Source organism: Polynucleobacter sp. AP-Kolm-20A-A1 (assembly GCF_018688315.1).
GTDB lineage: Bacteria > Pseudomonadota > Gammaproteobacteria > Burkholderiales > Burkholderiaceae > Polynucleobacter.
The window spans coordinates 696809-712943 of sequence record NZ_CP061315.1; the positions used below are offsets into that span (position 1 = coordinate 696809).

Here is a 16135-nt window from a genome sequence, read left to right on the forward strand (position 1 = left end):
AAACACACGCATATCCATAGTATTTGGAGGTCTTTTCAAGCTCCTTGATTGCTTACAATAGAGAAATGTACACATTTACCAAGATTAGAGGTTTTCGCACAATTGCAAGCTCCGCCGTATTGGCATTTTTCTTAGCTAATCAAAGCGCCTTTGCGCAAGTTAACAACTCAGCTGCGCAGTCGAACCCAGCAAATCAACCAAAGTTGGCAGTGATTCTCAATTCTGGCTCAGCCTCAGTAAGTTTGATCGATATGGCTACCCGTCAAGTGGTGAAAACCATTCCGGTTGGCAAAGAGCCACATCACTTAATGATCACTCCCGATCAAAAAACGCTTTTGATTGCTAATGCTGCTGGCAATGATGTTGTTTTAATGAATCCAACTACTGGCGAATTAACTGGCAGGATTCCAGACATTATTGATCCTTACCAAATTGGATACTCACCAAATCACAAATGGTTTGTTGCCAATGGAAATCGTTTAGACCGTGTCGATATTTATGCGGCTAACGGCGCTGATCTGAAATTGGCTAAGACTGTGAAGTTGGCGAAGACGCCTAGCCACATTGCTTTTACCTCTGACAGCAAAATTGCATTCATAACATTGCAAGACTCGAGTGAGCTTGCGGCAATCGATCTTGAGACGCAAAACATACTTTGGGTAATGCCTACAGGAAAAGTGCCTGCTGGCTTGTGGATGACCCCTGGCGATCAATACTTATTAGTCGGCATTACCGGCGAAGACAATGTGCAAGTGATTGATTGGAAGAATCGCAAAGAAGTAAAACGTATACCTACAGGTAAGGGTGCCCATAACTTCCGCCCTCTAGGGGATAAGAAGCATGTCTTTGTGAGCAATCGTATCGCCCCTACGATCAGCTTGATTAATATGCAAACCCTCGAGAAGGTAGGCGACATTACTGGATTGCCATCCGGTCCTGACGATATGGAAATTACGCCAGACGGTAAAACACTTTGGGTTACTTTTCGTTTCTCCAAAAAAGTAGGTGTCATCGATATTCCGACAATGAAGTTGGTGACCGTTATACCGGTGGGCAAATCTCCACATGGCGTGTTCTTTACCCCAAGGGCTGGGTGGGAATAAATACTCATCATGTGCCGTAATTTAATTACTCGTTACGCAGCCGCGCTTTTGCTCGGCTGTTTTTCATTGGGCTCTGTAGCTCAAGCGGCAGAATGCAGCAAGAAGGTGTACCTTACTTTTGATACCGGCAATATGTCTGTTGCAGAAAATGTGGCAGAGATTCTTAAGCGTCAAAATGTCAAAGCAACTTTTTTCTTAGCCAATGAGAAAACCTTTCGCGGTGACTTTTCGCTGGATGACTCTTGGAAACTATTCTGGCAAGAGCGGGCTAAAGAAGGTCACCACTTTGGCAGTCATACATACGACCATACTTATTTTGTAAAAGACGGTCCAAAAGGTGAAGTCTTTGAAAAGCCGCAATTTGGGCCTAAGGCGGGAATGACGGTGCTCTATAGCGAAGCCGCCATGTGTAAAGAGATTCGCAGGGTAGACCAACGTTTCCAAGAGTTAACAGGTCAGCCATTAGAAAAGATTTGGCGCGCCCCAGGTGGAAAAACCTCTCCAACCTTAATTCGGATGGGCGATATGTGCGGATATCAGCATATTGCTTGGGCAGCAGCTGGTTTCTTGGGTGACGAGCTGAACTCTGACAAGTACCCGAACCACGTTCTCTTAGATAAGGCGAGCCGCACTATTGCGGATGGTGATATCACCATGGCCCACTTAGGTATTTGGTCCAGAAAAGACCCTTGGGCGCCTGCGGTATTAGAGCAACTGATTACGAATCTGAAGGGCCGCGGCTTTTGTTTTGGCTTGCTACCCAAAAATACCGCAAATCAGTCAAAATAAAGCATGGATCTGAACACGATTACCTCTTGGATTGCAGCTACCTACGCTAGCGTTCAAGAATTTGTTTTTTCAAATATTGCAGCACCAATTCTTTATCAATTCAATTTGATGTCTTGGGCAGAAGACGTTTTTGATGGCATTGACTGGTTTTTATTTGGCTGCATTCAGATTTTCCTGATCCTTGTTGTGCTGAGAACTTGGGAACGCTTTGCTCCTGCAGAAAAGCAAGAGCGTTTCGCTAAGGCCAGTAGGGCGGATGTGTTTTATACCTTGTTTCATCGCCTAGGCATTTTTCACGGCATCATCTTTATCGCTTTGTCCGGTTTCTTTTTTGAAATTGATTCCGTCTTGCATGACTTCCGCTTCGAGCGTTTTAATGTTGAGTCTTGGTGGCCTGGCGTCACCTCAATTCCTGTGGTGAGTTTTCTCATTTACTTAATCCTTTTGGATTTCGTTGACTATCTCTATCACCGCGCCTCACATGCATTTAACTGGTGGTGGCAGCTTCATGCCTTGCATCACAGTCAAACGGTCATGACGGCATGGTCCGATAATCGCAACCACATTCTTGACGACATCATGCGTGCAACCTTCATGGCATTCTTCGCGCTATTGTTTGGTGTATCTCCTGGGCAATTCATCATGTTAATTGCGCTCAGTCAATTTATTCAAAGCTGGCAGCACGCTAATCTCAAAGTTCACCTAGGGCCTGCAAAGTATTTACTTATTTCTCCGATGTACCATCGCATGCATCATGCCGTAGGCTATGGTCATGAGGCACAGGGCAAACCTGGTGTCTTAGGCGGCTGTAACTTTGGAATATTATTTCCGTGGTGGGATATGGCATTTCGAACCGCCATCTTCCCTAAAGAGGTCTATCCTACTGGGGTAAGAAACTTAACGGTTTCTGAAAATATTTTCACTCAACAGTGGCAAGGAATTGTTCGCTCTGTTCGAGAATTAATGCCAAAGTAAACCCGCATGGGCAATGCCCATTGTGTGAAAGAGGAGTTTTATGGTTGGCTTGCAGCAAGTAATGAGATCGTTTGGTTTGGCATTGATAGGAGCCATGCATCCGCGGATGCTATGGCTGAGTCTTCGCCCATTTCTAATCATCTCTGTTTTATGGGGTTGTCTCATCTGGCTCACTTGGACTCCTGCGCTAGAGGCGCTCAGTATTTTTTTGACGACTTCGATATTTACCAGTTGGATACAGGAAGGTTTGGTTTGGGCTGGCCTTGAGAATGCTAGAGCCTTTATTGCACCATTATTTTTCGTGATGCTGATCATCCCACTGATTACGATTAGCTTATTAGTCTTAATTGCTTTCTCAACTGTTCCTGCGATCGTAAAAAATGTGATTAGACAAGCCCACTACCAGGATTTGGAATGTAAGCGTGGCGGCGGTTTATTTGGTAGCTTGGTTTATACCTTGTGGTCAGCGCTTATCTGCCTAGTATTGGTGATGCTGACATTGCCGGTATGGTGGATACCACCGCTGTTTGCCGTTCTTCCTCCTTTGCTGTGGGGTTGGTTAACTATGCGACTGATGTCTTATGACGTTTTGGCAAAGCATGCCAGCACAGAAGAGCGGGATCTACTTTTAGAAAAGTACCGCTGGTCTTTGCTTACCATGGGAATTATCTCGGGAATGCTGGGCGCCGTGCCTACATTTTTTTGGGCGACTTCGGCATTAGCATTAGTCTTATTTCCAATTGTGAGTTTTATAGCCCTTTGGATTTACTCGCTCATTTTTGTTTTTGCTGCACTTTGGTTTAGCCATTTTTTATTAGATGCCTTAAAAGAATTGCGGCAAGAAGAGTTGGATAAAGCGCTAACAGTGCAATCGCGTGTAGTTGATATGGAACTTCCGCATCATAGTTAATGAGATGGTTGATGAAATGAAAAAAGTTGAAGTGAATGATCAAAAAGAGCAGGTGGCTCAGGCGCAACGTCGCTTTGGTTTGATTGTGATTGGCGATGAAATCCTATCTGGACGACGTCAAGATAAACACATGAGCAAGCTCATTGAATTACTCAATGAGCGCGGCTTGAGTCTGTCATGGGCCAAGTATGTTGCCGATGATCCCGCGCAAATTACTGCAACCTTAAAAGAAAGTTTTGCTAGCGGTGATGTGGTGTTTAGTACTGGCGGCATTGGCGCCACTCCTGATGACCACACACGTCAATGTGCTGCACTTGCCTTGGGTACAAAAACAGAATTGCATCCAACTGCTAAAGAGTTAATTGCTGGACGTATTCAGTCAATGGCCGAAGGTGATCCGATCAAAGCGGATTTAAATACCCCCGAAAACCAACATCGCTTCAAGATGGGTGAGTTTCCGATTGGTAGCGACATCATTCCCAATCCCTATAACCAAATTCCGGGCTTTCGGATTAAAGAGCATCACTTTGTCCCTGGCTTTCCGGTAATGGCTGCTCCTATGATGGCTTGGTGCTTGGATACTCACTACAGGGATCTTTTCCACCAAGAGAACTGGGCAGAGCAAAGCTTCATTGTTCCCAAGGGCATCGAATCCACGTTGACACCTCTTATGGAGCGCATAGAGGCCAACTTCCCCGGAGTAAAGGTCTTTAGTCTTCCGTCAGTTGGAGACGCCTCTAGGGGCGGTGTTTATGCTCAGCGCCATATCGAGCTGGGCATTAAAGGCAATGCCAATCTCTTAGAAAGCGCATGGATTGCTTTGCGGGCGGGGACCCAAGAGCTCGGTTACGAAATCCACGATATCAGTTAAGCAAAAACGCACTAAAAAGGTGCAAATAGGGGTTTTTGAGCCTGAATACGGGGTAAATCAGCACTTAAATAGTGCAATAATGAGAGTTCCCATTTGTTTGCTTCAGTAAATTACATACATCCATAAGGCATGTTTGGTGCCTGGAATAAACAAGGGTGTATGCCTTAAGTTTTGATTCCGAATTTAGTTAATAGAGGAGATTTGCATGACGAAGACCGTCGCTGATGTGATGAAGTTAGTTAAAGAGAAAGAATGTACTTTCGTTGATTTCCGCTTTGTAGATACAAAGGGTAAAGAACAACACACGACAGTTCCTATCTCTGCTTTTGACGAAGACAAATTTGAGAGCGGTCATGCATTTGACGGTTCTTCTATTGCCGGCTGGAAGGGTATTGAAGCTTCTGACATGTTGCTCAAACCAGATCCAACAGCTGCTTATATCGACCCATTCTATGAAGAGCCAACTTTGGTATTGACATGTGATGTGATCGAGCCAGCTGATGGCAAAGGTTACGACCGTGACCCACGTTCTATCGCTAAACGCGCTGAAGCATATTTGAAGAGCACTGGCTTGGGCGATACAGCGTACTTTGGTCCAGAACCAGAATTCTTTATTTTTGATGGCGTTCGTTGGGGTGCCGACATGCAGGGTTGCTTCGTGAAGATTGATTCCGAAGAAGCTCCATGGTCATCCGCAAAAGAAATCGAAGGCGGTAACACTGGTCACCGTCCAGGTAAAAAAGGCGGCTACTTCCCAGTTGCTCCTGTAGATACATTCCAAGACATGCGTTCTGAAATGTGTTTGATTCTTGAATCATTGGGCATTCCTGTTGAAGTTCATCACCATGAAGTTGCTGGTCAAGGCCAAAATGAATTGGGTACAAAGTTCAGCACATTGGTACAGCGCGCTGACTGGACTATCTGGCAGAAGTATGTAGTTCAAAACGTTGCGCATGCATACGGCAAGACTGCAACATTTATGCCTAAGCCAGTAGTTGGCGATAACGGTTCTGGTATGCACGTTCACCAATCTATTTGGAAAAACGGCGAGAACTTGTTTGCTGGTAATGGCTATGCTGGTTTGTCAGAGTTTGCTCTGTTCTACATCGGCGGCATCATCAAGCATGCTAAGGCATTGAATGCGATTACTAATCCAGGTACAAACTCATACAAGCGTTTGGTACCAGGCTTTGAAGCTCCGGTTAAGTTGGCTTACTCAGCACGTAACCGTTCCGCTTCAATTCGTATTCCACACGTTCCAAATCCTAAGGGTCGTCGTATTGAGACTCGCTTCCCAGATCCATTGGCTAACCCATACCTCTGTTTCTCTGCATTGATGATGGCTGGTTTGGACGGCGTTCAAAACAAGATTCATCCAGGCGAAGCTGCTGACAAGAACTTGTATGACTTGCCACCAGAAGAAGATGCAAAGATCCCAACCGTTTGCGCAAGCTTGGAAGAGGCATTGGATGCATTGAAGAAAGATCACGAGTTCTTGACTCGCGGTGGTGTATTCACTGAGTCCATGATTGATGCATATATCAATTTGAAGATGGAAGATGTCACACGTTTCCGTATGACTACACATCCAATCGAATTTGATATGTACTACTCCCTGTAAGCGAAGGAGAGAACTTGAGCGCAGGTATGTTGCGCAATTCGTTCAAGGGAGCAGCTTCGGCTGCTCCTTTTTTTCCGACATTGCTCGATCAGATGCCCAATGCCATCGTGGTATTTAGGGCGGAGACCCAACAATTGGTGTACGTGAACCCGGCTGCCGAGTCAGCTTTGGATCTTTCGCGTAAGTCACTTGAGGGGCAATCTGTGCATGGTTTGTTTGGCGAGAATGAGGCCCTTGCTTACATGATTAGCGAAGTAAAGCTGGGTCATGTGCAGGCTCAACGCCAAGAAATGGTTTTACATTCATTGCCAGGAAGCATTCATCAGGATTCAATCCCAGCGCATGTAGTGATTGCTTTGCTTGATGATCCTGAGTTGCTGATGATGGAATGGTTTCCAATTGATCAGCAGCTACGAAGCGAGCGTGATGAACGCGTAACACAGCAGGTGGAAGCCAATAAACAATTGATGCGCAATTTGGCGCATGAGATTAAGAACCCTTTGGGCGGTATTCGTGGAGCTGCACAGTTATTAGAGTTTGAGCTCCCTGAAAAGGGTCTGCGCGAGTACACGCAAGTAATCATTAAAGAATCAGATCGTCTGCAGACATTGGTTGACCGTCTTTTGGCGCCGCATCGCAAGGCCCATGTGATGGAGTCCTTCAATGTGCATGAGGCATTAGAACGTGTGCGTAGCTTGGTATTGGCTGAGTTTCCAAAAGGTTTGCGGATCATACGAAACTATGACACTAGCTTGCCTGATGTACTGGGTGATAGAGAGCAACTCATTCAGGCGGTTCTCAATATTGTTCATAACGCAGCCCAAGCACTCTCTGAAGAGATTCATGCGGGCATAGCTCAAATTGAATTAAAGACACGAGTGGCGCGTTCAGTCACGATTGCAAAGCACCGCTACAAGCTAGCGATGGATCTTCATGTGATTGATAACGGGCCAGGTATCCCGAAAGAAATTATTGAGCGCATCTTCTTCCCATTGGTCTCGGGAAGAGAGGGGGGTAGTGGCTTAGGCCTTACTCTGGCGCAAAACTTTGTTCAGCAGCACCAGGGCTTTATCGCATGTGATAGTCGCCCTGGTTGTACAGATTTTCATATTCAAATTCCATACCGTAGGCAGGAGAAAGCATCATGAAACCAATTTGGATCGTCGACGATGATCAATCCATTCGCTGGGTTTTAGAAAAGGCCTTATCTCGCGAGAATATTCCGCATAAGAGCTTCTCTAATCCAAATGATGTTCTCAATGCTTTGGAAAAAGAGTCTCCACAGGTTTTGATATCTGACATTCGTATGCCACGCGGTAATGGCTTGGATTTATTGCAGCAGGTCAAGGTAACCCATCCAAATTTACCCGTCATCATCATGACTGCGTATTCGGATTTGGACTCAGCTGTTTCATCCTTCCAAGGTGGCGCATTTGAGTACCTTACTAAACCATTTGATGTGGAAAAGGCAGTTGAACTCATTCATCGCGCAGTTGAACAGGGCATTCGTAATGACTCTGGCGCTAAAGAGTTAACCGCATGGCGCCAAGACGCTTCCGAAATCATTGGTCAGGCACCAGCCATGCAGGAAATCTTCCGCGCTATTGGCCGTCTAGCGCAATCATCAGCAACGGTATTAATTACCGGTGAGTCCGGAACTGGCAAGGAATTGGTTGCTCATGCTTTACATAAGCACAGCCCATCAGCCAAGGGCCCATTTGTATCCTTAAGCACCTCGGCTGTACCTAAGGACTTATTAGAGTCAGAGTTATTTGGTCATGAGCGTGGAGCCTTCCCTGGCGCACAAACTTTACGTCGCGGTCGTTTTGAATTGGCCGATGGCGGTACCTTGTTCTTGGGTGAGATCGGTGACCTCCCATTTGAATTGCAAACCAGACTGCTGCGCGTGCTGTCTGATGGTCATTTCTATCGCATTGGTGGTCAAGATCCCATCAAGGTTAACGTTCGCATTATTGCCTCTACACATCAGAATTTAGATGCGAGGGTGGCGGCAGGGTTCTTCCGTGAAGATTTACTGCACCGTTTAAATGTCATTCGCCTACGTATGCCTTCATTGCGCGAACGTAGCGAGGATATCCCAATGCTGGCAAGACACTTTATGCTCAGTTGCGCTAAATCCCTTGGGGTTGATCCTAAAAAGCTTTCAGACGAAGTGTTAAAAGAAATGAGCACAATGCCATTTCCGGGTAATGTGCGCCAGTTGGAGAACTTATGCCACTGGCTAACGGTCATGACTCCAGCCAATATTATTGGCGTCAGTGATCTGCCTGCCGACATTGTTGCTGAAGCAAGCATTCAACCGGTGATCTTGCACGGCGAGTCATCACCTAGCACTGCAACTAGCGGTAAACCTGCAGCCGGTGATTGGGAAAGCGGTTTGGGTCGCTTAGCGGTCAAGATGCTCCAAGATGGCGATAAAGAAGTCTACGATGCACTTTGCTCGCGCTTTGAAAAGGCGGTACTGCAAGCTGCACTGGAAGTGACTCGTGGTCGTCGTGTTGAGGCGGCACAGCGTCTTGGCATTGGCCGGAATACGATCACTCGCAAATTGCAGGAACTTGGGATCGATGACTGATTCAGTTCGGATTGCAGCGTGGAATGTGAACTCCTTAAAAGTTCGCCTTCCGCACGTCCTGCGCTGGTTGCAAGACCAAGAAAAGGCAAAAAAACCGATTGATGCACTTTGCTTGCAAGAATTAAAGCTTACAGATGATAAGTATCCCCATCAAGAGTTGGAGGCGGCTGGTTATTTGAGTTTGGCAGCAGGGCAAAAGACTTATAACGGCGTCGCCATTATTGTGCGTAAAGCTGCTTTAGCGCCTATCGCATCCGATTTGGCAACAACCTTTCTAAAGCCCGTTAGAAATATCCCAAACCACGAAGATGAGCAGCAGCGCATCTTGGCGGCAACCATCCCATTTGCAGGTATGCAGCCTATTAGATTGGTCTCAGCTTACTTTCCGAATGGACAATCACCTGATAGCGATAAGTTTGTTTATAAATTGAGCTGGCTTAACGCCTTGCAAACTTGGTTGGCACAAGAGCTCGAACAAAGTCCTCGTTTAGCACTTCTAGGCGACTTTAATATTGCACCTGCCGATGCGGATGTGCATGACCCCAAAGTCTGGGAAGGGCAGAACCTAGTTTCTCCACCAGAGCGCGATGCATTTCAAGCGCTGATTGGACTTGGATTGCATGATTCTTTCAGAATGTTTGAGCAAGCCCCAAAAACATTTAGCTGGTGGGACTATCGCATGATGGGCTTCAGAAGAAATGCCGGCATGCGAATCGACCATATTTTGCTAAGTGATGCATTAAAGGAAAGATGCAGTGCTAGCTTAGTAGATAAGGAGCCTAGAACCTGGGAGCAGCCTTCAGATCATGCCCCAGTGATAGCGCAAATTAAAAAAGGCTAAGGCACATTACGCCAAGCCACCATGTCTTAGTAAGGCGTCTACGCTTGGCTCTCGACCTCTAAAGGCTTTGAAGGACTCAGCAGCAGGTCGACTACCGCCAACTTCAAGGATTTCTTGGCGGTAACGAATGCCCGTTTTCTCATCCAGTACGCTACCAGTCAATTTTGCCGCCTCTTCAAACGCAGAATAGACGTCTGCAGATAGTACCTCTGCCCATTTATAACTGTAATAGCCAGCCGCATAACCGCCTGCAAAGATATGGCTAAAGGTATAAATCCAGCGCGAGATCTCTGGCTGAGGAATAACGTTAAATGCATCCGCAATGGATCTGGATAGATCTAGAACTGCCTGACCTTTAGCGTTCTTCGCATCGAAGCTAGCGTGTAAGCGCCAATCTGTTAGTGACATCACAACTTGACGTAGGGTCATATAGCCATTCTGGAAGTTTTTGGCAGCTAAGATTTTTTCAAATAACTCTCGTGGCAATGGTTTGCCAGTTTCTGCATGGGCAGTCATCTTTTCAAGCACTTCCCACTCCCAGCAGAAGTTTTCCATAAATTGACTTGGTAGTTCAACAGCATCCCATTCAACACCATTGATTCCTGAGACACCTAAAGCGCTAACTTGCGTTAAGAGATGGTGTAAGCCATGGCCACTTTCATGAAAGAGCGTAATCACATCATCATGGGTGATAGTGGGTTGACGCAGAACGCCATCCACCTTAACCGGAGGCGCAAAGTTACAAACTAGGTAGGCAACTGGTACCTGAATATCACCATTAGGGAGTACTCTGCGACCACGCGCATCATCCATCCAGGCGCCACCACGCTTGCCTGGGCGAGCATAAGGATCTAGGTAGAAATAGGCTGTGATATTTCCTTTTGCATCTTTTACCGAGAAGGACTGCACATCAGCATGCCAGGTTGGTAGGTCTGCCGATTCAATCTTGACGCCGAAGAGGGTTTGGATGACTTCAAAGAGACCATCTAATACTTTTGGTAATGGAAAGTATTGCTTAAGTTCATTTTCTGAAAAAGAATAGCGCTCCTGTTTTAATCTCTCAGAAGCAAATGCGATATCCCAAGGCTCAAGACCATCGGTAAGTCCTAAAGTATTTGCAAACTCAGAGAGCTCTTGCCAATCTTTTTTCGCAAATGGTTTGGCCTTTTGTGCAAAATTAGTCAAGAAAGAATCAACCTCCTCAACGGTGCCAGCCATTTTTGGCGCCAAACTCAGAGCGGCATAGTTTGCAAACCCAAGCATCTGCGCTTCTTCATCACGTAGGCGCAATTGATCGAGCATATTTTGAGTGTTGTCCCAATCCAATTTTCCATTGGCATACTTTGGTGCTAGCTCTGAAGCGCGAGTGACATAGGCCTCATACATTAAGCGTCGCAATGCGCGGTTTTCAGAGTACTGCATCACTGGGTAATAGGAAGGGAAGTGGAGAGTGAAAGCCCAGCCTTGCAAATTCTTTTGTTGTGCAGTGTCAGCAGCGGCTGCAATCACATCATCTGGCAGGCCAATTAATTCTGCTTTATCTGTAATTAGATGCACAAAGCCATCGGTGGCATCTAAGACGTGATCAGAAAAGGCCTTTCCTAAAACTGCTTGCTCATCTTGTATCTGGGAAAAGCGGGGCTTATCAGCATCACTTAATTCAGCGCCACCCAAACGAAAATCTCGCAATGAGTTTTCAATCACTTTTCTCTGAGCCCGGCTTAATTTAGAAAACTCAGGATTCGCACTCAGCTCTTTAAACTTTTTATATAGCTCTAAATTTTGCCCAAGACTGGAAAAGAATGCGGTTACTTCGGGAAGCATCGCGCCATAAGCAGCTCGTAGCTCTGGTGTATCCGCTACGCTATTGAGATGTGAGATGACGCCCCAAGATCTTCCTAAAAATTCTGTTGCGTCTTCCAGTGGCTCTGCCAGTGCATTCCATGTTGGGGCGGTGTTGGGATTGACCGCAATATCCACAGCTTCTTGTGCGCGCACAAGCAAATACTCTATTGCCGGCGCAATATGCTCAGGCTTTACTTCAGAGTAGGCTGCAATACCTCTACCAAAGGTCAATAGGGGATTATTTTGCAAATCAGCAGGGAGAGTGGCGGCATGGGATGTAGTCATCCCTCTAGCTTAATGGACTGGGATCATATTTGCCAAAAGTCCCAGTAAATTCCTTAAGGTTTAGCGGCCTTTTCAGCGGCTTCTAATGTATTCATTAAAAGCATGGTGATAGTCATAGGGCCTACGCCACCAGGAACCGGGGTGATCCAGCCAGCAACATATTTAGCTGTATCAAAGTCTACGTCGCCGCAAAGCTTGCCATCTGGCAGGCGATTAATGCCAACGTCAATAACAACGGCACCATTTTTAACCATATCACCCGAGATCATTTTGGGCTTACCAGTTGCTACCACCAAAATATCAGCATCTTTTGTATGGTGCGCCAGATCACGGGTTTTACTATTGCAGATGGTTACAGTGGCGCCAGCTTGTAATAGCAACATAGCCATTGGCTTACCAACAATATTTGACGCGCCAACAATGACGGCACGTGCTCCGCGAATGGGGTATTCAATACTTTCCAGAATCTTCATGCAGCCATAAGGAGTGCATGGTTTGAATTCTGGTTGACCAACCATCAATGCGCCAGCATTAGCAACATGAAAGCCATCCACATCTTTTTCTGGGGCAATCGCCTCAAGCACACGTTCAGAAGCAATGTGTTCTGGCAGTGGAAGTTGAACCAAAATGCCATGAATTGCAGGATCAGCATTTAAGGTTGCGATACGAGCTAGCAACTCTTCTTCGCCAAGCTCAGCAGAGTAGCGCTCTAGAACAGAATGAAAGCCAACGTCTTCGCAAGCCTTCACTTTGTTGCGAACATAAACGGCACTGGCAGGATTATCACCAACCACAATCACTGCTAATCCAGGCCTAACACCTTTGGCAGTAACAATCGCGCCGCGAGCAGCAATTTCAGTGCGCAGTTTTTTGGAGAGCGCGTTTCCGTCTAGTAATTGAGCTGGCATCTAGCTTGAGCCTACTATTAATTAGGTTGCGGGTCAGACAAAGCGAGGCGGAGGAGGTCCGCAACAGTATTGACGTTGAGCTTTTCCATGATGTTGGCGCGATGTGCTTCAACCGTTTTAATGGAGATACCCAGATCATCAGCGATTTGCTTGTTTAAGCGGCCAGCAACAATACGCTCAAGCACTTGACGCTCACGACCTGTTAATTTGCTGAGTAAGCTTTGAGTAATCTTGCGCTGGCTAGCTTGTGAGTAGTCAATACGTGCTTTAGCAAGCATGCGGTCAACCAAGCCACAGAGATCATTCTCTTTGAATGGCTTTTCAATGAAATCTACCGCACCACGCTTCATTGTGGATACCGCCATAGAGACGTCGCCGTGACCAGTGATAAAAGCGACTGGCATAGGTAGGTTTTCACTGGTAAGGCGCTCTTGAAGTTCAAGGCCAGACATGCCAGGCATGCGAACATCCAAAATGGCGCAAGAAATAGTCGACTTATCTGTGCTTTGTAGTGATTGCAAGAATCGTTCGGCGCTTGCATGGCAGCGAACTACATAACCATTGCTTTCTAAAAGCCACGTGAGTGAATCACGAACCGCTTCATCGTCATCCACAACATATACAACTTCAGCTTGGTTTGGTTTTGCAGTAGCACTTAAGTTCATATCGGTTCTCGCGTGGTAAATCTAATAATTCGATGATTAAACATTAACCCCAGAATCTGATGATTCCAGCGGTAGAAGTATTGTAAAGGTGCAGCCAGCCAGCCTAGTCTGTTCTGAGTCTTTGACGTTGGTGGCCCAAAGCCTGCCGTGATGGGATTCAATGATGGAGCGGCAAATATTGAGCCCCATGCCCATTCCATCGGATTTGGTGCTGAAAAACGGCTCAAATATGCGTTCTATGACGTTTTCAGGTATTCCGCCGCCAGCGTCAGTCACTTGAATGCGCAGCATGGCTGGAAATATGCTGGTATCTAAATCGGCGCTAATTTTGACGGGGGGTGCTGACCAGCGAGAAGAGAGGGGATAGGCTTCGCGCATGCTATCCAGCGCATTTTTAAGAAGGTTAACCACCACCTGCAAAATCAAGACGGGATCCAGATCAACTACTGGAAGATTTTCAGCAATTTGAGAGCTGATGCTGAGGCGATGGCGATGGGCCTCAATTTCGACTAGACCAACTGCATCACTAATAATTTCATTAATGTAGGATGCTTTGCTTTGGGGTTCACTACGCTTTACGAAACCTCTAATGCGTTGAATGATGGTGCCAGCTCGGTGCGCTTGATCGGATGCTTTTTCAAGGGCCGGCAAGATCTCTTTACTAATGGTTGGATCTAAATTTCCATCCAAGCGTTTAGCAACGCCCATGCAATAGTTGGAGATCGCCGCTAAGGGTTGATTTAATTCATGTGCAAGTGATGAGGCCATTTCACCCATGGTAGTCAAGCGACTGGTAAATTGCATGCGCTCTTGTTGTTGGCGGGCCAAGTCTTCCGCCTCTTTACGGCTTGTGATGTCTGTGGCGATCAGCAGTTGCGCTAGATGTCCATCAACCCATGGAATAAAGCGATGACGAACTTCAAACCATTTATTGCTGCCGTCAGTCAATTGAATATCTTCTGACTCTGACTCTTGATATAGGAATGAGGTAGGAATGCCATCACGTACATAGTCATGAAGATCTTGTGCAATATTGTGTAAAGCTGGAAGTCTGCTGTCTTGATGGGCTAATTGGAAATGCCCTTTAGAATCATCGCCAAAGTTTTCACGATAGAAGCGGTTGGCGAACAGAAGCTCGTCAGTCTCCAGGGATACAACAGATACAGCTGCATCTAAACTTTCTAGAACGGTAGTAAAGCGCTCTTGGGATGCGGCCAATTCTTCCCGAATCTTTTTTGGTTCAGAAATATCAATCAAGGAAGTAACCCAGCCAGTTTGCTTACCCTTTTCATTGATAAGCGGCGCGATAAATGTGCGGGTTTGGATCAATGAGCCATCGCGACGCAAAATGGCTCCTTCGATACCCACCTTGCCGGTTCCAACATCTGCCTTTAATGCGCGATTCATTTTCTCAACAAGCTCATCTCTTCTGCTATCAGGCCAGAAGGGGAAGGGAGGCATGAGGCCGATTAATTCTTTTTGGGTCCAGCCTGTCATTTCACAAAATGCCCTATTTACATAGGTAATGCGTTTTTGCATGTCATGTGCTCGTATCCCCACTGGGGTCGAGTTTTCCATTGCACTTCGAAAGCTGGTTTCACTACGTAGACTAGCTTCAGCTTCTTGGCGAACCTGCATTTGTTTGAGTACTGACCATAGACTCCAGACCACGAAAACCGATAGTCCGAGCACAACACCAATCAGCATCCTAAATGTGAGATTGGTTGGGGGCGGATAGGTATCAATGCGTAGCGTCAGATTTGGACTAAGAACGCCAATATCAAGGGATGTTTGATTGCTAAAAGCCCTTTTAGGGGCATCGCGATCTGAAGAGATGGCTAAAACTTGTTCATTATCTGTGAGTAGAGTAAAGCGGTAATGTGCTTTAAGTTCATTGGGTATGACATCCAAGACGCCTTGCGTTGTGTAGAGTGCAGCTAGAAAGCCAACCACTTCACCGCTCACTATATTGGGCACTATTTGCCAAAAAAGATTTTTTCTTTCCCTGGCAAGCGGTTCGCTGCTGGCAATGTTGGGTGAGAAGAAAGGGCTAAAGGCTGCTCTACTGGTTACCTTGCTAAGTTCTATGGTGGAACTCAATGCATCGATGGTGGCTTGATCGGATTGGGTTTTAACTAGCCAATCATTTTTATTGGCATTTGGCGGTACCACCCATTGACGCTCATTTTTATCGTTGAGCCAAATGATTTTGATAATTTCATGATTGTTGATAACAAGCTCATCGGCTTGTTCATAGGCAATTTGTTTTAGCTTCCCTTGGTTATCGCTCGCGGCGATTTCGCGATTAATAGTGGAGAGTAAATCGACATTGCTAACAAAGCGCGTTTGAATCCGTTGTTTTGCGAAAGATAACTCTCGGAAAAGGGCGGCTTCTTGCTGGCTCTTTTCCTGTAGGTGCAAAGTTCCCAAAATAATGCCCATTACCGAAGTAAAGAGCACGATCGCCAATAAGGGGGTGTAAACAAGCCTAAATCCCCGAATTTTGCGCAGCCATCTGAATGGCCGGAGGAATAGGTTAGAAGAGGCTGACACTTTCATGAATATTAAGCATTTTGCCCTAATGCCGGCTTCAAATGAGCATTTTTAGCCTATATATAGCTTCTTATTTGCACCGCAATAAAATACCACATTATGAGAAATACTATCATTATGTGGAAAATTGCTTGTTTACACCCATATACCTTCCTAGAATGTTGCCTATAGAG

The 16135-nt window shown here is 46.1% G+C and carries 13 protein-coding genes; 9 read left to right on the forward strand and 4 right to left on the reverse strand.

Annotation, left to right across the window (positions count from 1 at the left end; all coding sequences use genetic code 11):
* The first annotated feature begins 65 nt into the window (after window positions 1-65).
* The 9 genes from C2745_RS03670 to xth all read left to right on the forward strand — a co-directional run bounded on the left by C2745_RS03670 (window position 66) and on the right by xth (window position 9706).
* Window positions 66-1103, forward strand: a complete 1038-nt coding sequence (locus tag C2745_RS03670; protein WP_215385137.1) for a cytochrome D1 domain-containing protein — start codon at window positions 66-68, stop codon at window positions 1101-1103.
* Between the two features lie 9 nt (window positions 1104-1112).
* The gene (locus C2745_RS03675) at window positions 1113-1892 is read left to right on the forward strand and encodes a polysaccharide deacetylase family protein (RefSeq protein ID WP_215385139.1); all 780 of its coding nucleotides are present in this window, start codon (window positions 1113-1115) and stop codon (window positions 1890-1892) included.
* Between the two features lie 3 nt (window positions 1893-1895).
* Entirely contained in the window at window positions 1896-2867 is a 972-nt protein-coding gene (locus C2745_RS03680; protein WP_215385141.1) for a sterol desaturase family protein, read from the forward strand.
* A gap of 40 nt (window positions 2868-2907) precedes the next feature.
* Window positions 2908-3777 carry an EI24 domain-containing protein gene (locus C2745_RS03685; RefSeq protein ID WP_215385143.1) on the forward strand — a complete coding sequence of 290 codons (870 nt, stop codon included), beginning with the start codon at window positions 2908-2910 and terminating at the stop codon, window positions 3775-3777.
* Between the two features lie 16 nt (window positions 3778-3793).
* Window positions 3794-4648: a molybdopterin-binding protein gene (locus C2745_RS03690; RefSeq protein WP_215385145.1), complete on the forward strand. Its 855-nt coding sequence runs from the start codon at window positions 3794-3796 to the stop codon at window positions 4646-4648.
* Window positions 4649-4853: 205 nt separating this feature from the next.
* Window positions 4854-6269 (forward strand): type I glutamate--ammonia ligase, encoded by a 1416-nt coding sequence (glnA, locus tag C2745_RS03695; protein ID WP_215385146.1) that lies wholly within the window; start codon window positions 4854-4856, stop codon window positions 6267-6269.
* A gap of 26 nt (window positions 6270-6295) precedes the next feature.
* Window positions 6296-7417 carry a nitrogen regulation protein NR(II) gene (gene glnL, locus C2745_RS03700; RefSeq protein WP_251368421.1) on the forward strand — a complete coding sequence of 374 codons (1122 nt, stop codon included), beginning with the start codon at window positions 6296-6298 and terminating at the stop codon, window positions 7415-7417.
* Window positions 7414-8865 (forward strand): nitrogen regulation protein NR(I), encoded by a 1452-nt coding sequence (gene ntrC / locus C2745_RS03705; RefSeq protein WP_215385150.1) that lies wholly within the window; start codon window positions 7414-7416, stop codon window positions 8863-8865. The genes glnL and ntrC overlap by 4 nt, the downstream gene beginning before the upstream one ends.
* Window positions 8858-9706: an exodeoxyribonuclease III gene (gene xth, locus C2745_RS03710; protein WP_215385152.1), complete on the forward strand. Its 849-nt coding sequence runs from the start codon at window positions 8858-8860 to the stop codon at window positions 9704-9706. Before ntrC ends, xth begins: the two co-directional genes overlap by 8 nt.
* A gap of 6 nt (window positions 9707-9712) precedes the next feature.
* Here the strand turns inward: xth and C2745_RS03715 are convergent, their stop codons facing one another.
* Genes C2745_RS03715 through C2745_RS03730 form a run of 4 tightly spaced genes read right to left on the reverse strand, consistent with a single transcriptional unit; the run spans window position 9713 to window position 15869 of the window.
* Window positions 9713-11836 (reverse strand): M3 family metallopeptidase, encoded by a 2124-nt coding sequence (locus C2745_RS03715; protein ID WP_215385154.1) that lies wholly within the window; start codon window positions 11834-11836, stop codon window positions 9713-9715.
* A gap of 53 nt (window positions 11837-11889) precedes the next feature.
* Complete coding sequence (folD, locus tag C2745_RS03720; RefSeq protein ID WP_215385156.1) at window positions 11890-12744, reverse strand: bifunctional methylenetetrahydrofolate dehydrogenase/methenyltetrahydrofolate cyclohydrolase FolD; 855 nt, start codon at window positions 12742-12744, stop codon at window positions 11890-11892.
* A 17-nt stretch (window positions 12745-12761) separates the two neighbouring features.
* Window positions 12762-13409, reverse strand: a complete 648-nt coding sequence (locus tag C2745_RS03725) for a response regulator transcription factor (RefSeq protein ID WP_072582210.1) — start codon at window positions 13407-13409, stop codon at window positions 12762-12764.
* 36 nt (window positions 13410-13445) lie between these two features.
* A complete protein-coding gene (locus C2745_RS03730) occupies window positions 13446-15869 on the reverse strand; it encodes a PAS domain-containing sensor histidine kinase (RefSeq protein WP_251368422.1) in 2424 nt (807 codons plus the stop codon).
* Between the last annotated feature and the right edge of the window lie 266 nt (window positions 15870-16135).